Source organism: Micromonospora tulbaghiae (genome assembly GCF_900091605.1).
Classification (GTDB): Bacteria; Actinomycetota; Actinomycetes; order Mycobacteriales; family Micromonosporaceae; genus Micromonospora; species Micromonospora tulbaghiae.
The window spans coordinates 31,784-50,144 of record NZ_FMCQ01000011.1; the positions used below are offsets into that span (position 1 = coordinate 31,784).

Here is an 18,361-nt window from a genome sequence, read left to right on the forward strand (position 1 = left end):
GCTCAGGCCGTCCTCTCCAGGACCAGCAGCGAGCGGTCCGGCACGCAGACCGTGCCGCCCGCCTCGACGAGCGTCGTCTTCTCCGGATCGGGTTCCGCGGTGCTGATCACCAGCTCCCACCGGGTGCCGAACTCCTCGCCGGGCAGCGTGAAGTCCAGCGGCGCGTCGTGCGCGTTGAACAGCAGCAGGAACGAGTCGTCCCGGTGGCGCTGGCCGTACTGGCCGCGCTCGCCGATGCCGTCGCCGTTGACGAACAGGGCCACCGAGCGGCCGAAGTCGTTGCCCCAGTCCTCGCCGGTCATCTCCCGGCCGTCCGGGGTGTACCAGGCCAGGTCCGGCAGCCCGGAGCCGGCGGCCCGGCCGCCCACCGGCAGACCGGTGAAGAACCGGCGGCGGCGGAACACCTGGTGCCGGTTGCGGAAGTCGGTGAGCCGGCGGACGAAGTCCAGCAGCTCGGTGTCGGCCCGGTCCCAGTCGACCCAGGCGAGCTCGCTGTCCTGGCAGTAGGCGTTGTTGTTGCCGCGCTGGGTGCGGCCCAGCTCGTCGCCGTGGCCCAGCATCGGCACGCCCTGGGACAGGATCAACGTGGCCAGGAAGTTGCGCCGCTGCCGCGCGCGCAGCGCGCGTACGCCGGGGTCGTCGGTCTCCCCCTCGACGCCGCAGTTCCAGGACCGGTTGTGGCTCTCCCCGTCCCGGTTGTCCTCGCCGTTCGCGTCGTTGTGCTTGTCGTTGTAGGAGACCAGGTCGGCGAGCGTGAACCCGTCGTGGCAGGTGACGAAGTTGATGCTGTGGAACGGGCGGCGGCCGTCGTCCTGGTAGAGGTCGGCGGACCCGGAGATGCGGGAGGCGAACTCGGCGAGCGTGGCCGGCTCGCCGCGCCAGAAGTCGCGTACGGTGTCGCGGTACTTGCCGTTCCACTCGGTCCACTGCGGCGGGAAGTTGCCGACCTGGTAGCCGCCGGGCCCGACGTCCCACGGCTCGGCGATGAGCTTGACCCGGCCGACCACCGGGTCCTGCTGCACCACCTCGAAGAACGTGGACAGGCGGTCCACCTCGTAGAACTCGCGGGCCAGCGTGGCGGCCAGGTCGAACCGGAAGCCGTCGACGTGCATCTCGGTCACCCAGTAGCGCAGCGAATCCATGATCAGTTGCAGTGAGTGCGGGCTGCGCACGTTGAGGCTGTTGCCGGTGCCGGTGTAGTCGACGAAGTAGCGCCGGTCTTCCTCGGAGAGCCGGTAGTAGCTCGGCGTGTCGATGCCCTTGAAGCTCAGCGACGGCCCGAGGTGGTTGCCCTCGGCGGTGTGGTTGTAGACCACGTCGAGGATGACCTCGATGCCGGCCGCGTGCAGCGCCTTGACCATGCCCCGGAACTCCTGCACCTGCTGGCCCAGGCGGCCCAGCGCGGAGTAGCCGTGGTGCGGGGCGAAGAAGCCGATCGTGTTGTAGCCCCAGTAGTTGCGCAGCCCCAGGTCGGCCAGGCGGTGGTCGTGCACGAACTCGTGCACCGGCATCAGCTCCACCGCCGTGACGCCGAGCCGCTTGAAGTGCTCGATCATCACCGGGGAGGCGATCGCCGCGTACGTGCCGCGCAACTCCTCCGGGATGCCCGGGTGACGCATCGTCAGCCCGCGCACGTGCGCCTCGTAGATCACCGAGTGGTGGTACGGGGTGCGCGGCGGCCGGTCGTTGCCCCAGTCGAAGTACGGGTTCACCACCACCGACTTCGGCATGTACGGCGCCGAGTCCTCGGTGTTCATCCGGTCCGGGTCGCCGCCGACCTCGTAGTCGTAGACCGACGGGTGCCAGGTGACCTCCCCGTCGACCGCCTTCGCGTACGGGTCGAGCAGCAGCTTGTGCGGGTTGCAGCGCAGCCCGTCGGCCGGGTTCCACGGCCCGTGCACCCGGTAGCCGTAGCGCTGGCCGGGCTCGACTCCGGGGATGTAGGCGTGCCACACGTACGCATCGACCTCGCGCAGCTCCACCCGGCGCTCGGTGCCGATGTCCCACTCGTCGAACAGGCACAGCTCGATCTTCTCGGCCACCTCGGAGAAGATCGCGAAGTTGGTGCCCATCCCGTCGTACGTGGCGCCGAGGGGGTAGCTCTCGCCCGGCCAGACCTGCATGTCGCTCCTTCGGCCCATGATCGTGAGCGCACCGGACAGGGGGCACCGCCGATGCGCACGCCGGTGATGCCCAGTCGTACCCCCCGTCAATCCACCCGTTCGGACCGTAACCGAATCCGCCCTCCTGAGGCCGGGCAGACGTTCGGGTGTCATCCGTCACGATCGTCCTTTTGGAGATGCGGACCGGCGGCAGATGGACTTTCCTGGATCCGGACCCACGCGCGCGGGCCCGCCCGGCCGTTCGGCCACCCCTCACCACCGCTCGTCGCCGCCACCGATGCCGGCGTGCCTCACCATGCATGGACGGAGATCGACGTGACCACTCTGCGGGTCGGCGCTCAGCCCGCCACCGCGACGGACCGGCTCCACCGGCCCACCCTCACCTCCCGCCCGGCCCCGCCGTCGCCGGCCGGGGCGGGGCCCCGGACCCGGCGCATCCTGATGCTGTCGTGGGAGTACCCGCCGGTGCTCGTCGGTGGCCTCGGCCGCCACGTCCACGCGCTCTCCGTCGCACTCGCCGCCGCCGGGCACGAGGTCACGGTCGTCACCCGCCACGCCGAGGGCGCCCCGCTGGAGGAGTACGCCGACGGCGTCCGCATCGTCCGCGCCGCCGAGGACCCCGTCACGTTCCCCCTCGCCACCGGCTCGCTGCTGGCCTGGACCATGGCCTTCAACCACACCCTCACCCGAGCCGCGCTACGCGCCACCGAATCCGGCGCCTACGACGTCGTCCACGCCCACGACTGGCTCGTCGCGCACACCGCGATGACGCTGCGCGAGCACCTGGACGTACCGCTGGTCACCACCATCCACGCCACCGAAGCCGGCCGGCACCAGGGCTGGCTGCCCGAGGAGATGAACCGCACCATCCACGGCGTCGAGCACTGGCTGGCCGGCGAGTCCGGCCGGGTGATCGTCTGCTCCGGCTACATGCGCGACGAGGTGGGCGCGCTGTTCGGCGTGGACGCGGCGCGCGTGGACGTGGTTGCCAACGGCGTCGACCCGCACCGCTGGCGGGTGCCCGCCTCGGCGGTCGCCGCCGCCCGGGCCCGGTTCGCCGCCGACGGTCCGCTGATCACGTTCGCCGGCCGCCTGGTGTACGAGAAGGGTGTGCAGCACCTGCTGGCCGGGCTGCCCCGGCTGCGCGAGCGGCACCCCGGGCTGCGCGCGGTGATCGTCGGCGACGGGCCGTACAAGGCGGACCTGGAGGCCGAGGTGCACCGCCTCGGGCTGGGCTCGACTGTCAGCATGCCCGGGTTCCTCGGCGGCACCGATTTGCCCGCCGTGATGGCCGCCTCGGACTGCTTCGCGGTGCCGAGCATCTACGAGCCGTTCGGCATGGTGGCGCTGGAGGGGGCAGCCGCGGGCGCGCCGCTCGCAGTGGCCCGTACCGGCGGGCTGGCCGAGATCGTCGAGCCGGGCGTCACCGGGATGACGTTCGCCCCGCACGACCCGGACGGGCTGGCCGAGGCGGTGCACACGCTGCTGTCCGACCGGGACCGGGCACGTGCGCTCGCCCGGCGGGCCCGCGCCATGGTGCACGACAGGTACGGGTGGGCCGCCATCGCGTCCCGCACCGCCGCCGCGTACGCCGCCGCCGTCGCCGGTGACCCGGCGTTCACCGCCGCCCGCGCCAAGCACCGCATGGAACACGGCCGAGCCACCCCGCGAGTCCCCGAGGGCAACCTCCTGACCGCCGCTGGCCTCCGCTAGCCCTCCCCCACCCCCCGCCCCCGCCTCTCCCCCGCGATCTTGCACTTGGCGCCCGCAGGCGGACCGCAATGCCCGAAATGCCGGGGCACTGAATGCAAGATCAACGGGAGCTGGGGAGGGCGGGAGCTGGGGAGGGCGGGAGCGAAGGGCGGGACGCCTGGACGGGAAAGGCCGCCGGCCCCGGGAGGGGGCGGCGGCCTTTCGCCGGGGTTGGGTCAGCGCTGCTCGGCGGGGACGTAGTCCCGCTCGGTGGCGCCGGTGTAGATCTGCCGCGGACGACCGATCTTGGTCTCCGGGTCGTTGATCATCTCGCGCCACTGCGCGATCCAGCCGGGCAGCCGGCCGAGCGCGAACAGCACCGTGAACATCTTCGTCGGGAAGCCCATGGCCTTGTAGATAAGGCCGGTGTAGAAGTCCACGTTCGGGTAGAGCCGCCGGGACACGAAGAAGTCGTCGGCGAGCGCGATCTCCTCCAGCTGCACCGCGAGGTCCAGCAGCGGGTCCGGCTTGGCCATCCGGCCGAGCACGTCCTGGGCGGCCTTCTTCACGATGGCGGCGCGCGGGTCGTAGTTCTTGTAGACCCGGTGCCCGAAGCCCATCAGCTTCACGCCGTCCTGCTTGTCCTTCACCTTCTGCACGAAGGAGCGGACGTCGCCGCCGTCGGCGTGGATCTTCTGGAGCATCTCCAGGACGGCCTGGTTGGCGCCGCCGTGCAGCGGGCCGAACAGCGCGTTCACGCCGGCCGAGACCGAGGCGAACAGGTTGGCGTTGCTGGAGCCGACCAGCCGCACGGTCGACGTGGAGCAGTTCTGCTCGTGGTCGGCGTGCAGGACGAACAGCATGTCCAGCACCCGGGCGATCACCGGGTCGACCTCGTACGGCTCGGCCGGCACGCCGAAGTTCATCCGCAGGAAGTTCTCGACGTAGCCGAGCGAGTTGTCCGGGTACAGCAGCGGCTGGCCGATCGACTTCTTGTACGCGTACGAGGCGATGGTGGGGACCTTCGCCATCAGCCGCACCGTGGACATCTCCACGTGCTCGGAGTCGAACGGGTCCAGGCTGTCCTGGTAGAAGGTCGAGATGGCGCTGACGGCCGAGGAGAGCACGGCCATCGGGTGCGCGTCGCGGGGGAACCCGTCGAAGAAGCGGCGCATCTCCTCGTGCAGCAGCGAGTGCCGCCGGATCCGCTCGCTGAACTCCGTCAGCTGCGTCTGGGACGGCAGCTCGCCGTAGATCAGCAGGTAGGAGACCTCCAGGAAGGAGGACTTCTCGGCCAGCTGGTCGATCGGGTAGCCGCGGTACCGCAGGATGCCGGCATCACCGTCGATGTAGGTGATGGCGGACGAGCAGGACGCGGTGTTCACGAAACCGGGGTCGTAGGTGGTCATCCCGGTTTCCTTGAGCAGCTTGCTCACCCCGATCCCGGCGGGGCCCTCAACCGCGGACTGCACCGGCATCGACAGCTGCCCACCGGGGTGGTCGAGCTTGACTTCCGTCATCTGTTCCTCGCTTCGCCGGCAAGATCTTCGTTGAATTGCCTTCGCTTCTACCGTAATCACGGCGCGGAGAACACCGCTCGTCATGGTTTGAGGGTGAGGTGTGCGTCACCTGTTTCCCGGCCAGCCGGTCCGGAAACCGGATGGGAGCGCGGCCATGGGCACGTTCGGGAGGTCGGTCACGACAGCGTGAGCCGCCGCAGCGTCCCGTCGTCACCGACCCGGTAGAGGTCGAGCCGGTTGGCCCCGGCGGCGAACAGCCGGTCGTCGGCGAGCAGCGCCGCGAAGCGCCGTCCACCGACGTCCGGCGGCACGACGGGCACCACCGCGCCGACCGTCCCGTTGACCGCCACGGCGAGCCGGGTGCCGTCGGGCACGTCGTCCGGCACGGTGCCCCAGACCAGCGCCGGCAGTCCGCCGCCGGCCGGGTCGACCGCGTCGAACGCGTCCCGGTTCGCCACCATGGCCGACCCGCCTGCCGGCACGTCACCCACCCGGGTGCCGACGAGCGGGTCGACCGGAACCGGCGAAAGTGGGGCGGGCACGCCGCCGGTGACGGTGACCGGCTGGCCGGGGCGGTCGTAGAAGCGTTTGTCCGCCCGCTCGCGCGGCGCCGCCTTCGCCGACCGGCCGTCCATCCGCCAGGGCACCTTCATGTGCGTCTCGTCGGCGATCGTGGGCAGCAGGTCGACGTGCTCCCAGTTGCGGTCGTCCACCCGTCCGGCGCGCTGGCCGGGCTCCTTGACGAACATTGGCACCCAGGCCACCTCGTTCGCGGCGTGGTCGATGGCGTCCATCCCCCGGCCCTGCCAGTCGCGGCGGAAGCTCACCCCGTGGTCGGCGGTGACCACCACCAGCGCCTTGTCGTAGAGGCCGGTGGCGCGCAGCGTCCGCAGCGTCTCGCCGATCAGCCGGTCGGTGTAGCCGAGCTGGGCCAGGTGCCGGGCGCGGGCCAGGTCGACCCAGCCGGGCCCGTCGTTCGGCAGGTCCTCGGGCGCGGCGTAGTGCGCCCCGGACGGCAGGTACGCCCACGGCGAGTGCGGCATCAGCAGGTGCAGGAAGTGCAGCGTGGGCCGGGGGTCGGGGCGCAGCCCGGCCAGGAACGAGGTGAACCGGGCCGGCTGGTTGTCGTCCAGGGTGTCCCAGCGGAACTTCGGGTCGGCCGGCACCGGCTCGGCGGCGTCCAGGCCCGCTTCGGCGGCGGTCCGCTCGCGGTAGGAGTCCTCCGGGTCGACGCGGCTGTCCACCGGCGCGGCGATCCGGCCCATCAGCTTGCCGCTCTCCCGGACCAGCACGCCGAGTCCCTGTTCCGGTGTGGTTGCCTGCTCGCAGCGGCTCGGCGGGCAGAGCCGGGTGATGCTCTCCTCGGCCTTGATCCGGTAGAGGCCGCCGAGCGCGGTGAACAGGTTGTCCGGGTACTGCGAGTAGTGCGGCGCCGCCCCCCGCTCCGGGTAGCGCCCGGTGAGCATCGCGGGCAGCGCGTAGGGCGTCCAGCCGCTCACGCCGGTGGCGTTGCGGTACCACGTCGACCCGCCGGCCAGCGCCGCGAAGTTCGGATAGCGCTCGGCGTCGATCCGGCCGTCCGGGCCGAGCAGGGACACCAGCGGCAACTCGTCCAGCACGATCATGACCACCGGCGGGTGCGCGCCCGCGCCGGCCACACCGGCCGCGCCGCCCTCGCCGCGCGGCAGCACCACCGCCGAGGCCGGCGAGGCGAACAGGAACAACCCGACGAACACCAGCGGCCCGGCGGCCGCCACCCGCAGCACCCGCCGGGGCGCCCGCCACCGCCGGTGCGCGGCCGCTCCGGCGGCTCCGGCCACACCGGCGACGACAAGCAGGGGTACGCCCCGAAGCGGCGTGGCGTGCCGGCCGACCTGGACCGCCAGCGCGGCGAGCAGCAGGCCCACGATCGCGGTGTGCACGGCGGCCCGGGTGAGGCGTCCGGCGGGCAGCGTGAGCGCGCCGAGCAGCGCAACCGCGCCCAGTAGCGCGAACAGCGCTGTCGGCGCGAGCGCGATCAGGGCGACCAGGAGCAGCACGTCGACCCGGGAGGCGCGGTGGAACAGGAAGAAGTCGGGGCTGCGGCCGAGCACGTCGAGCAGCGGCTGGGTGACCACCAGCCCGACCAGCGCGGCGACCTCGGCCAGCCGGGACGCCTCGGCCCGCCACCAGGGCCGGCTCTCCCGGCGGTCCGGGCGGGCCGCGTGGTCCCGGGGTGGTGCGAGGGTGTCCTCAGCCACCCACCACCACCTGGTAGAGCGTGCGGGTGCCGGACGGCAGCTCGGTCCGGGCGACCACCCGGCCCCGGCGGGCCAGCAGCGCCTCGAAGGCGTCCCGCCGGTAGTCCGGGAACAGGCCGTCCGGCCTGTTCGCCAGCAGCCGGCGGGCCATCGGGTCGTCCGGGTGGACGAACTCCACCACCAGGCTGCCGCCGGTGGCGGTGAGCGCGGTGAGCTGGTCGAGCACCTCGGGCAGCGGCACGTTGCGCCCGATCGCCAGGTGGTGCACCACGGCCAGGGCGAGGACGGTGTCGGCGCGGGCCCGGTCGGCGAACGCGGCCCGTTCGACGCCGCGCCAGCCGCCGCCGGGTGACGGGTCGGCCAGGTCCATCACCAGCGGCAGGATCCGTGTCTCGCCCTCGTCGCGCAGCGCGCGGTAGAGCGTGTCGACCACCGCCGGGTCCTGCTCGACGGCGACGACGTGCGCGGCGTGCCGGGCGGCGATGCGGGCGTACCGGCCGTCGTTGGCGCCCAGGTCCAGCGCCGAACCGGGCCCGGTGGCGGCCACCGCCCGGTCGACGAACTCCTCCTTGGCCTGCCGGTCCGGCACCGAGTACGCGCAGGTGCGCTGGTAGTCCGACCAGTGGCTGTCGCCGGGCCGGTGGTCGAGCCGGCGGACCAGCTTCGCCAGTCCGCGTACCGTGGCCAGCGCCAGCTCGCGGGAGAACCCGGCGGCGCGCAGCTGGGCGCGGACGTCGGTGGTGCTCGCGGCGGAGTTGCGGGCCTGCATGGCGCCGTGCAGGTGCACGTGGGTGGGCACGCCGGCCCGCCAGCGCCGGGCGCCGCCGAACAGCCGCCGCATCTGGTCCGGCTCGACGCCGTCGACGCGGGCGCGCAGGAACGGCTGGAAGTCCAGCCCGAGGTGGGTCTGGATCAGCAGCGGGTAGAGCAGCGTCTGGCAGAACTGCCGGTAGCCGGCCCAGGGTTCGCCGTCGCGCAGCGCCTCGAACGAGCCGACGTCGATGAAGACGGGCCGGGCGCCGCGCCACTGCACGTTGTAGGCCGAGCCGTCCTTGGTGGTGAAGCCGGCCTCCAGGGCGGCCCGCAGCACGTCCAGGTGCAGCAGCGCCGCGTCGCGCAGCATCGCGGACGACCACTCGTAGGGGTGCGAGACGAACGGGATCCGCTCGTGCCGCAGCACCGCCGTCCAGGGCGCGTCGACCGGGGTCGGGGTCAGCTCCTCGGTGCCGACGATCTGCCCCCGGGCAGTGGCCTGCCGGAAGAAGTCGGTGACCGACAGCGCCCGCCAGTCCCGGGCGGAGCGCTCGTCGAGCCCGCGCAGCACCTCCTCGCCCCGGTGGAACACCCGGTTGCCGGGGTCGCGGAAGGAGCCGGGTTCGACGCGTACGCCGGTGTCGGGGATCGTCACGCCGCCGGGCCCTGGTCGGTGGGCTGACGGCGGAACCGGGACACCAGGCGGCGCCAGTAGAGCTTGGCGGCCACGGCCACCCCGGCCACCCCGCCGACCACCGCCTGCACGATGAGACTGCCGGATCCCGCGTCCAGGTAGGCCAGATGCGTCACGGCTGCTTTTCCTTCCCTCGCCGGTCATCGGAGCATGCCCGGAATGCGAGCTTTGCTGCTCGAAGCCGGACTTGTCCCTCACCGTAACGTCTCGGCCACCGGGTACGCGGCCACACCGGCCACTCGTCCCCCGTCCGATCCGTTCAAGACGGGCCGGGGCGGTCACGCCTACGGTGGCCGCATGACACCGCAGTTCGATCTGGTCGGGACCGTGGTCACCGACATGGCCCGCACGCTCGACTTCTACCGGCGGCTGGGGCTGCCGATCCCGGCCGGCGCCGAGACCGAAGGGCACGTCGAGGTCACCCTGCCGAACGGCGTACGGCTGGCCTGGGACACGGTCGAGGTGATCCGCAGTTTTCATCCCGAGTTCGACCCGTCCGGCGGCAACAACCGGATGAGCCTGGCCTTCCGGTGCGCCGACCCGGCCGAGGTGGACCGCTGGTACGCCGAGCTGACCGGCGCCGGACACCACGGCGAGATGCCGCCGTGGGACGCGTTCTGGGGCCAGCGGTACGCGGTCCTGCACGACCCGGACGGCAACGGCGTGGACCTGTTCGCCCCGCTGCCCGCGGCCGAGTAGACGCGAGCCGGCTCGCGGGCGGCTTCCGGACCGGTCAGCTCGCCTGCGGGCGGCTCCGGGCCGGGGCGAGCAGCCGGGTCGGCGGCACTCCGGCCAGCTCCCGCACCTCGCGGGTCAGGTGGGCCTGGTCGGCGTACCCGCTGCGCACCGCCACCTCGGCGAGCGGCGCACCGGTGCGGGCCAGGTCCAGCGCGCGGCGCATCCGCAGGATGCGGGCCAGCGTCTTCGGGCCGTACCCGAACAGGGCCCGGCTGCGCCGGTGCAGGGCACGCTCGCCGAGGCCGACCTCGGCGGCGGTCGCGGCGACCGTGGCCCCGGCGGCCAGGCGGGCGGCGACCCGCGCGCCGACCGGGTCGGGGCCGCCGGCCGCGCGCAGCCGGTCGCGGGCGACCCGGGTGAGCACCGAGGCGGCGGCGGGGGCGTCGGCAGCGCTGACGGCGTCGGGTCCGTCGTTGCGGATCGGCGCGGCCAGCGCCGTCTCGACCCGCTCGGTCACCTCGGCGGCGGCGCGGCCCCACAGGTCGGCCAGCGGTACGCGGCGGTCCCGCAGCTCCTCGGCCGGCACCCCGAACACGGCCGGGCCGGTCCCCGGCGGCAGGCGCAGCCCGACCCACCGGTCCCCCGGCGCGGACCGCGACAGGTGCGCGGTGCGGTCCGGGCCGGCGACCAGCAGCCCGGACCGGCTGGACCAGAGCAGGTCCAGGCACCCGTCCGGCAGCACGCGCGTCTCGCCCCCACCGGAGACGCTGCTCCACAGCACCCCGCCGGGAATCCCCGCCACTGCCCACTCCCGGTACACACCCCAACCCTGCCACCTCCCCGTCGATCATGAAGTTGACGGCACCGGCGCCCGGCGTGTCGCGCCGCCAACCTCATGATCGACGGGATGTTCCGGGGGGGTGGGAGGGTCAGGGGCGGTGGTGCATGGCCAGGCGGAGAAGGAGGAAGCGCAGGGCCGCGGCGGCCAGGTTGGCGGCCACCAGGACGGTCAGCTCCCAGCCTCGACTCGGGGGTGTGGTGGCGTGCAGCACGGCCAGGGAGCCGCTGGTCAGGGCCAGGCCGAGCGCGAACGCCAGCAGCCCCTGGAGGTGGTGGCGGCCGGCGTGCCGGCGGCCGGTCACCCCGAACGTGAGCCGCCGGTTGGCCGCCGTGTTGGCCACCGCGGTGAGCAGCAGCGCCAGCAGGTTCGCCGGCTGCGCCCCGAGCGGGCCGCGGGCCAGCAGGAACAACAGCAGGTACGCGAGTGTGCTCGCCACGCCCACCGCGGCGAACCGGGCGAGCTGCCGCGGCAACCCGGCCGGCACCTGCGCCGGGGGTGCCGGCAGCGGTCCGCGCCCGAGCTGGGCGCGCAACCGCGCCAGTGGCAGCGCCCCGGTGACCAGCGCCCGGCCCAGCCGGCCGATGCCGCGCAGGTCGGCGAGCGCGGTGGCGACGATGTCGACGCGGCTGTCCGGGTCGTCCACCCAGTCCACCGGCACCTCGTGGATGCGCAGCCCGGCCCGCTGCGCCAGGACCAGCAGCTCGGTGTCGAAGAACCAGCCGGTGTCGCGTACCAGCGGCAGCAGCTCGGCCGCCACGTCGGCGCGGATCGCCTTGAACCCGCACTGCGCGTCGGAGAAACGCGCCGCGAGCGCGCCGCGCAGCAGCAGGTTGTAGCCCCGCGAGATGACCTCCCGCTTGGCGCCCCGGACCACCCGGCTGGTCCGGGCCAGCCGGGTGCCGATGGCCAGGTCCGAGTGCCCGGAGATGAGCGGCGCGACCAGCGGCAGCAGCGCGGCCAGGTCGGTGGACAGGTCCACGTCCATGTACGCGAGCACCGGCGCCGGCGAGGCCGACCACGCGGCGCGCAGCGCTCGCCCGCGTCCCTTCTCGTCCAGGCGCAGCACCCCCACCTCGGGCAGCTCGTCGGCGAGCGCCCGCGCCACCGCCGGCGTGCCGTCCACGCTGGCGTTGTCGGCCACCGTGATCCGGAACGGGTACGGGAAGTGCGCGGTCAGGTGCGCGTGCAGCCGCCGGACGCAGGGCCCGAGGTCGACCTCCTCGTTGTAGACCGGGACCACCACGTCGAGGACCGCGCTGCCGGCGGCGGGCCGGGCCTGCACGGCGGCCCGGGGCGCGTACGTGCCGGTCATCGCTCAGCCCTGCTTTCCGCTGCTCAGGTCGTACACGGTCACGCCGTCGACGGTGGTCGCGGTGAAGTTCGCGGCGACCCACGCGGCGATCTCGGCCGAGGCGTTGCTGCCGCCGTTGGCCCGGAACCCGCCGCCGCCGAGGAAGTAGTGGATCCGCCCGTCGGCGACGTGCCGCTGGAACTGGGCGAGCGTCGGCGACGGGTCGCTGCCGTTGAAACCGCCGATCGGCATGACCGGCCGGCCGGTGGCCAGCTGGTAGCCGGAGGCGTTGTTCGAGCCGACCGTGGCGGCGACCCAGGTGTAGTCGTCGGCGTCGGCGGTGAGCAGCGCGGTCATCTCGGCGCTCGGCTCGCGGGCGTCGAGCAGCCCGCCCATGCTCCCGCCGCGCTGCCCCCGGCCCTCCTGCCAGGTGCCGCCGTCCTGGCCGGGGAAGCCGTCCTGACCCGGCGCGCCGCCCGGCACGGTGCCGCCGTCCTGGCCGGTGCCGCCGGGCGCGCCCGGAGCCGAACCACCAACAGGGAATCCGGGGAACCCACCGGCGTTCGCCCCGCCGTTCTGGCCGGTGCCGTTCGGGCCACCCGGGAAGCCCGGGAACTGCCCGCCGCCCGGACCACCGGGGAACTGTCCGTTCGCGCGACCGCCCGGCATCCGCCCGCCCGGTCCACCGGGGCCGCCGAAGCCGCCCGCTCCGGCCGGCCCGGCGCTCGGGATCGAGCCGGAGTGCGGGGTGACAGCCGTCTGCATCGCGTACGCGGCCGGCCCGGCCAGCGCCACCGCGATCCCGGCGACGGACACCACCGGCACGACCCACCGCACAACCCGCCCGGCAAACCCGGCCCTGCGCCCCGCCGTCGCCCCCGCCTCGGAGTTGACCAAGGAGTTTGCGTCACCCTGAACGCCGCTTCCGGACACAAACTCCTTGATCACCGGGGCAGACGGGGAGGGCGGGACGGTCCGGTGGGTGAGGAACGCCGAGACGGCCAGGAGGGCGGCTGTGGTCAGGCCGAGGGCCAGCACCGTGGGGCGCAGCCAGGGGTGCCAGTCGGGGGTGCGGCCGAGGAGATGCCAGGACCACCAGGCGGTGACCGCCAGCGTGCCGGCCAGGACCAGCGTGGCGGCGAACCGGCGCCACCGGACCGGCGCGGAGCGGGCCCGCCACAGCAGGGTGGTCCCGATGCCGACCAGCGCGCCGACCGCCGGGGCCAGGGCGACCGTGTAGTAGGCGTGGAAGATCCCGGACATGAAGCTGAAGATCAGGCCGGTGACCAGCAGCCAGCCGCCCCACAGCAGCAGGCCGGCCCGGGTGCGGTCGGTACGCGGCGCCCGGCCGGCCAGCCACAGCCCCGCGACCAGCAGGATCAGCGCGGCCGGCAGCAGCCAGGAGATCTGCCCGCCGACCTCGGTGTCGAACATCCGCAGCAGCCCCGCCTGACCGGAGAACGGTCCGCCGCCGGGCCGTCCGCCACCGCCGACGCTGCCCACCTCGTCGCCGGTGATGCGGCCCAGGCCGTTGTAGCCGAGCGTCAGCTCCAGGATGCTGTTGTTCTGCGAGCCGCCGATGTAGGGGCGGGCGCTCACCGGCATGAGCTCGACGATCGCCACCCACCAGCCGGCGGAGACGACCACGGCCAGCCCGGCGAGCAGGAGCCGGCGGATCCGCCGTCCGAGGCCGGTCGGCGCGGCCAGCAGGTAGACCCCGGCGAAGACCGGGATCACCAGGAACGCCTGGAGCATCTTGGTGAGGAAGCCGAAGCCGACGAGCACGCCGGTCAGCGCGATCCACCGGGTGCTCCCCGTCTCGACCGCCCGCACCGTCGCGTACGCGGCGGCGACCAGCAGGAACACCAGCAGCGCGTCCGGGTTGTTGAACCGGAACATCAGCGTCGCCACCGGGGTGAGCGCGAGCACCGCGCCGGCGAGCAGTCCGGCGGCGGGGCCGTACCAGCGGCGGACGGTCGCGTACAGCACGCCGACCGAGGCGACGCCGAGCAGCGCCTGCGGCACCAGGATCGACCAGCCGCTCAGACCGAAGATCCGCACCGAGAGCGCCATCAGCCAGAGCGACGCCGGAGTCTTGTCCACGGTGATCGAGTTGGCCGCGTCGGACGAGCCGTAGAGGAACGCCGTCCAGTTCTGCGAGCCGGCCTGCACGGCGGCCGAGTAGAACGCGTTGGCCCACCCGGAGGCGCCCAGTCCCCACAGGTAGAGCAGCGCGGTCACGACCAGCAGGCCGACCAGAGCGGGCCGGGCCCAGCGCGGATCGGGGCCGCTGCGGGTCTCCGGGGGTGCGGCCACGGGGGCCGGCTCGGCACCGGGTGGTGCGGCCGCGGGCGCGGTCGGCAGGCTCTCGGTTCTGTCCATGCCGGCAAGCCTCGGCGGGTCCGCTGGCCCGCTCCCATGAGCGGCCTATGCGTCGGCTGTGGATCCCGGCAGCCAGACCGTGAACGCGGTGTGGCCGGGCCGGCTGACCACGTCGACCCGGCCGTGGTGCGCCTCCACCACGGCGGCGACGATGGCCAGGCCCAGGCCGGTGCTGCCCTGCGCGCGGGAGCGGGAACTGTCGCCGCGCGCGAACCGCTCGAAGACCTCCGGCTGCAACTGCTCCGGGATGCCCGGCCCGTCGTCGGTGACGCGCAGCTCGACGCCGCCGGGCGCGGGCGCGAGCCGGACGGTGACGGTGGTGCCGGCCGGGGTGTGCACGCGCGCGTTCGCCAGCAGGTTCGCCAGCACCTGGTGCAGCCGGTGGGCGTCGCCGGTGACGGTGAGCGGCTCGTCGGGCAGGTCGAGTTGCCAGCGGTGGCCGGGCCCGGCGACGTGCGCGTCGCTGACCGCGTTCACCGCCATGGCGGTCAGGTCGACCGGCTCGGCGGCGAGCGGGCGTCCGGAGTCCAGCCGGGCCAGCAGCAGCAGGTCGTCGACGAGACTCGTCATCCGGGTGCTCTCCGACTCGACGCGGCGCAGCGCGTGCGCCACGTCGGGCGGCACCTCCTGGCGGCCCCGGCGGGCCACCTCGGCGTACCCGCGAATGGCGGCCAGCGGGGTGCGCAGCTCGTGGCTGGCGTCGGCGACGAACTGGCGTACCCGGGTCTCGCTGGCCTGCCGGGCGGCGAGCGCGGCGGCGACGTGGCCGAGCATCCGGTTGAGCGCGCCGCCGACCTGCCCGACCTCGGTGCGGGGGTCGGTGTCGGCGGCCGGTACCCGCACGGACAGGGCGACCTCGCCGCGGTCCAGCGGCAGTTCGGTGACCCGGGCGGCGGTGGCGGCGACGCGGTTGAGCGGCCGCAGCGTGACACGGACGATGAGCATGCCGAGGGCGCCGGCGATGACCAGCCCGGCGCCGATCACCCCGGCCTGCGCGACGAGCATCCACATGACGGTGTCGTCGACCTGGGCCAGCGGGATCGCGAGGACCAGCACGTCGCCGTCGCCGCGCGGCGACGGCAGCGCGATCGCGCGGTAGTCCCCGCGGTCGCCGACGACGACTGTGTGCGGGCGGTCACCGACGGGTACGCGGGCCAGCGCGGTCAGGTCGGCGGCGGGCACCTCCTCGCTGCCGCCGCTCTCGGAGCGGACCCGGCCGGCGGGTTCGGCGGCGGCGGGCACCCGGACCGCGATCGAGCCGGGCGGGAAGCCGCCCGGGGGGTCCGGCGCCACCTCGTCGGGGTCCGGCGGGGTGGGCCGCTGGTCCGGGCGCGGCGGGTCGGTGCCGCGGCGGGCCCAGCGTTCGAAGTCGGCGGGCCGCCGGTCGCCGAAGGTGAGCTGGTTGTCGATCTGGTCGACCAGGAAGTGTCGCAGCGCCACAGTGGTCAGGCCGCCGATGCCGACGCTCACCAGCGCGAGCAGCGCCACCACGGAGAGCACCAGCCGGCGGCGCAGCGACCAGCCGGCCAGGCGGCGCCGCAGCCGGCCGCGCCTGTCACTCGGCGGGCTTGAGGACATAGCCCGCCCCGCGCAGGGTGTGGATCATGGGCGCTCGGCCCGCGTCGATCTTCTTGCGCAGGTACGAGATGTACAGCTCGACCACGTTGGCCTGGCCACCGAAGTCGTAGTTCCACACCCGGTCGAGGATCTGCGCCTTGCTGAGCACGCGGCGCGGGTTGCGCATGAGGTAGCGCAGCAGCTCGAACTCGGTGGCGGTGAGCGTGATCAGGTCGTCGCCGCGGCGTACCTCGTGGCTGTCCTCGTCGAGGGTGAGGTCGCCGACGGTGAGCACCGCCTCCTGGCGGGCGGCGACCGCGAAGCCGGAGCGACGCAGCAGCGCGCGCAGCCGGGCGATCACCTCCTCCAGGCTGAACGGCTTGGTGACGTAGTCGTCGCCGCCGACGGTGAGCCCGGCGACGCGTTCCTCCACCGCGTCGCGGGCGGTGAGGAACAGCACCGGCACGCTCGGGAACTGCTCGCGCAGGCGGCGCAGCACCTGGAAGCCGTCCAGGTCGGGCAGCATCACGTCGAGCACCACGGCGTCCGGGCGGAACTGGCGGGCGGTGGTGACCGCCGCCATGCCGCTCAAGGCGGTGGCGACCTGCCAGCCCTCGTACCGCAGGGCCATCGAGAGCAGGTCGGTGAGCGTCGGCTCGTCGTCGACGACGAGCACCCGCACCGGTTCGCCGTCCGGTCGGCGCAGCTCGATGCGACCCTGCGCGGCCTGCGCGTTCATGACCATGCCCCCATCGTGGGCCGACCCGCTGTCGCCGGGCTGTCCCGATCCTGTGTACCAGCTGTGCGCGCCGTACGGTGGCGATCCGGGCAGGTCCGGACGGGTCTTCCGCAACGGGGCTACCCGGTGGTAACTTCCCGGCATGTCCATCGATGGTCGTGTTTCCGGCCGGTTGGCCGGCAAGGTGGTGCTGGTGACCGGCGCGGCCCGGGGCATCGGCGAGCACACCGCCCGCCTCGCCGCGGCCCGCGGCGCCCGGTTGTCCCTCGTGGGGCTGGAACCCGACCGGCTCGCCGCGCTCGCCGCCGAACTGGGCCCGGGGCACGCCTGGTTCGCCGCCGACGTCACCGACCAGGACGCCCTCGCGGCGGCGGTGGGCGGCACACTGGCGGCGCTGGGCGGGATCGACGCGGTGGTCGCGAACGCCGGTGTGGCCAACCGCGGCACGATCGCCGTCGGCGACGTCGAGGCGCTGGTGCGTACCGTCGAGGTCAACCTGATCGGGGTGATGCGCACCGCGGCGGCGACCGTTCCCGCGCTCGTCGACCGGGGCGGCTACCTGCTGATCGTCTCCTCGGCCGCGGCGTTCGCCGCGCTGCCCGGCATGGCCGCCTACTGCGCCTCCAAGGCCGGCGTCGAGCAGTTCGGCAACGCGGTCCGCCTCGAACTGGCGCACCGGGGCGTGGCGGTGGGCACCGCCCATCCGTCGTGGGTGGACACCGACCTGGTCCGCGAGGCGCGCGCCGACCTGCCGGCCTTCGAGGCGGCGCTGGCGAAGCTGCCCTGGCCGCTGCGGCGCACCACCACGGTGGCCGAGTGCGCCGAGGCGTTCGTCCGGGCGATCGAGCGCCGCAGCCGCCGGGTGTACGTGCCGCGCGCCGTGGCCGGCGTGCAGGCGATGCGATCGGTGCTGGTCAGCCCGCTGGCCGACCGGCTGGTGGGCCGGACCGCCCGGGCCACCGTGCCGCTGATCGAGGAGCAGTCCCGGGCGCTGGGCCGGGGCTTCGGCGCCAGCACGCCGCAGGGGCGGCCGTGACCACGGCGGTGGAGGTCGTCTACGAGCGGCGCGGCGCCGGGCCCGCGCTGGTGCTGCTGCACGGCATCGGTCACCACTGGGCCGCCTGGCGGCCGGTGCTGGACCGCCTCGCCGAGGCGCACGACGTGATCGCCGTCGACATGCCGGGCTTCGGCCGCTCCCCGGTGCCCGCCGCCGGGCTGCCCGCCGACATGCCCGGGCTGGCCGCGGCCATGGTCGAGCTGTTCGGCGCGTTCGGGCTGGAACGCCCGCACGTCGCGGGCAACAGCCTCGGCGGCGCGATCGCGCTGGAACTGGCCGCGCTCGGCGCCGTCTCCTCGGCCACCGCGCTGTCGCCGGCCGGGTTCTGCACCGCGCGCGAACTGCGCTGGGCGCTGACCGTGCTCTCCCTGCACCGCAACGCGGCCCGGCTGCCCGAACCGGTGCTGCGCCGCCTGTTCGCCGCGCCCGCGCTGCGGATGCTGGCGATGGGCATGATCCTGGCCCGGCCCAACCGGATGGCGCTCGACGACGCGGTCGCCGACGCCCGCGCGCTGCGCCAGGCGCGGGCGTTCCGCGCCGTCGCGCGCGCCGGAAGGGGGTACGCCTACGCGGGCGCCCCGACCGTGCCGGTGACGGTCGCGTGGGGTACGCGGGACCGGATCCTGCCGTACCGGCAGGCGGCGCTGGCGCGTACCCGGCTGCCCGCCGCGCGGCACCTGGACCTGCCCGGCTGCGGGCACGTGCCGATGCACGACGACCCCGAGCTGGTCGCCTCGGTCATCCTCGGCACCACAGGTGTCCGGCCGGCCTGACGCCTCGCGTCCCACCGTTGC

General features: G+C 74.2%; 14 protein-coding genes. 4 read left to right on the forward strand and 10 right to left on the reverse strand.

What is annotated here, in order from left to right; all coding sequences use genetic code 11:
- Positions 1-2: 2 nt before the first annotated feature.
- Positions 3-2,123 carry a glycogen debranching protein GlgX gene (gene glgX, locus GA0070562_RS26760; protein ID WP_091427129.1) on the reverse strand — a complete coding sequence of 707 codons (2,121 nt, stop codon included), beginning with the start codon at positions 2,121-2,123 and terminating at the stop codon, positions 3-5.
- A 315-nt stretch (positions 2,124-2,438) separates the two neighbouring features.
- On the opposite strand from glgX, the gene GA0070562_RS26765 reads away from it, so the two are divergent.
- Positions 2,439-3,836, forward strand: a complete 1,398-nt coding sequence (locus GA0070562_RS26765; RefSeq protein ID WP_091427130.1) for a glycosyltransferase family 4 protein — start codon at positions 2,439-2,441, stop codon at positions 3,834-3,836.
- Positions 3,837-4,051: 215 nt separating this feature from the next.
- On the opposite strand, the gene GA0070562_RS26770 is transcribed toward GA0070562_RS26765, so the two are convergent.
- The 4 genes from GA0070562_RS26770 to GA0070562_RS30400 all read right to left on the reverse strand — a co-directional run bounded on the left by GA0070562_RS26770 (position 4,052) and on the right by GA0070562_RS30400 (position 9,138).
- A complete protein-coding gene (locus GA0070562_RS26770) occupies positions 4,052-5,335 on the reverse strand; it encodes a citrate synthase (protein ID WP_091427131.1) in 1,284 nt (427 codons plus the stop codon).
- Positions 5,336-5,511: 176 nt separating this feature from the next.
- The gene (locus GA0070562_RS26775) at positions 5,512-7,575 is read right to left on the reverse strand and encodes a sulfatase-like hydrolase/transferase (protein WP_091427132.1); all 2,064 of its coding nucleotides are present in this window, start codon (positions 7,573-7,575) and stop codon (positions 5,512-5,514) included.
- A complete protein-coding gene (locus tag GA0070562_RS26780) occupies positions 7,568-8,983 on the reverse strand; it encodes a methyltransferase domain-containing protein (protein ID WP_091427133.1) in 1,416 nt (471 codons plus the stop codon). The genes GA0070562_RS26775 and GA0070562_RS26780 overlap by 8 nt, the downstream gene beginning before the upstream one ends.
- Complete coding sequence (locus GA0070562_RS30400) at positions 8,980-9,138, reverse strand: hypothetical protein (RefSeq protein ID WP_018787270.1); 159 nt, start codon at positions 9,136-9,138, stop codon at positions 8,980-8,982. Before GA0070562_RS30400 ends, GA0070562_RS26780 begins: the two co-directional genes overlap by 4 nt.
- A gap of 181 nt (positions 9,139-9,319) precedes the next feature.
- Between GA0070562_RS30400 and GA0070562_RS26785 the strand changes: the two genes are divergently transcribed.
- A complete protein-coding gene (locus GA0070562_RS26785) occupies positions 9,320-9,721 on the forward strand; it encodes a VOC family protein (RefSeq protein ID WP_091427134.1) in 402 nt (133 codons plus the stop codon).
- A 34-nt stretch (positions 9,722-9,755) separates the two neighbouring features.
- Here GA0070562_RS26785 and GA0070562_RS26790 read toward each other — a convergent pair whose 3' ends face one another.
- From GA0070562_RS26790 to GA0070562_RS26810, 5 genes are all read right to left on the reverse strand, one after another.
- Entirely contained in the window at positions 9,756-10,502 is a 747-nt protein-coding gene (locus GA0070562_RS26790) for a helix-turn-helix domain-containing protein (RefSeq protein ID WP_393353365.1), read from the reverse strand.
- Between the two features lie 127 nt (positions 10,503-10,629).
- Positions 10,630-11,853 carry a dolichyl-phosphate beta-glucosyltransferase gene (locus tag GA0070562_RS26795; protein WP_091427136.1) on the reverse strand — a complete coding sequence of 408 codons (1,224 nt, stop codon included), beginning with the start codon at positions 11,851-11,853 and terminating at the stop codon, positions 10,630-10,632.
- A gap of 3 nt (positions 11,854-11,856) precedes the next feature.
- A complete protein-coding gene (locus GA0070562_RS26800) occupies positions 11,857-14,214 on the reverse strand; it encodes an ArnT family glycosyltransferase (RefSeq protein ID WP_091427137.1) in 2,358 nt (785 codons plus the stop codon).
- A 45-nt stretch (positions 14,215-14,259) separates the two neighbouring features.
- Positions 14,260-15,792 carry a sensor histidine kinase gene (locus tag GA0070562_RS26805; RefSeq protein ID WP_091427138.1) on the reverse strand — a complete coding sequence of 511 codons (1,533 nt, stop codon included), beginning with the start codon at positions 15,790-15,792 and terminating at the stop codon, positions 14,260-14,262.
- A complete protein-coding gene (locus GA0070562_RS26810) occupies positions 15,770-16,516 on the reverse strand; it encodes a response regulator transcription factor (protein ID WP_393353362.1) in 747 nt (248 codons plus the stop codon). The genes GA0070562_RS26805 and GA0070562_RS26810 overlap by 23 nt, the downstream gene beginning before the upstream one ends.
- Positions 16,517-16,652: 136 nt before the next feature.
- Between GA0070562_RS26810 and GA0070562_RS26815 the strand changes: the two genes are divergently transcribed.
- Both GA0070562_RS26815 and GA0070562_RS26820 read left to right on the forward strand, forming a co-directional pair.
- Entirely contained in the window at positions 16,653-17,546 is an 894-nt protein-coding gene (locus GA0070562_RS26815; protein ID WP_091427139.1) for an SDR family oxidoreductase, read from the forward strand.
- On the forward strand, positions 17,543-18,340 hold the full coding sequence (locus tag GA0070562_RS26820) for an alpha/beta fold hydrolase (RefSeq protein ID WP_091427140.1): 798 nt from the start codon (positions 17,543-17,545) through the stop codon (positions 18,338-18,340). Before GA0070562_RS26815 ends, GA0070562_RS26820 begins: the two co-directional genes overlap by 4 nt.
- Positions 18,341-18,361: the final 21 nt, after the last annotated feature.

What these genes read in the sequence shown, in the direction of transcription:
- glgX (WP_091427129.1), bottom strand. Translation starts at nt 2,123, where the DNA reads ATGCAGGTCTGGCCGGGCGAGAGCTACCCCCTCGGCGCCACGTACGAC.
- GA0070562_RS26770 (WP_091427131.1), bottom strand. Translation starts at nt 5,335, where the DNA reads ATGACGGAAGTCAAGCTCGACCACCCCGGTGGGCAGCTGTCGATGCCG.
- GA0070562_RS26785 (WP_091427134.1), top strand. Translation starts at nt 9,320, where the DNA reads ATGACACCGCAGTTCGATCTGGTCGGGACCGTGGTCACCGACATGGCC.
- GA0070562_RS26795 (WP_091427136.1), bottom strand. Translation starts at nt 11,853, where the DNA reads ATGACCGGCACGTACGCGCCCCGGGCCGCCGTGCAGGCCCGGCCCGCC.
- GA0070562_RS26800 (WP_091427137.1), bottom strand. Translation starts at nt 14,214, where the DNA reads ATGGACAGAACCGAGAGCCTGCCGACCGCGCCCGCGGCCGCACCACCC.
- GA0070562_RS26805 (WP_091427138.1), bottom strand. Translation starts at nt 15,792, where the DNA reads ATGTCCTCAAGCCCGCCGAGTGACAGGCGCGGCCGGCTGCGGCGCCGC.
- GA0070562_RS26810 (WP_393353362.1), bottom strand. Translation starts at nt 16,516, where the DNA reads ATGGTCATGAACGCGCAGGCCGCGCAGGGTCGCATCGAGCTGCGCCGA.
- GA0070562_RS26815 (WP_091427139.1), top strand. Translation starts at nt 16,653, where the DNA reads ATGTCCATCGATGGTCGTGTTTCCGGCCGGTTGGCCGGCAAGGTGGTG.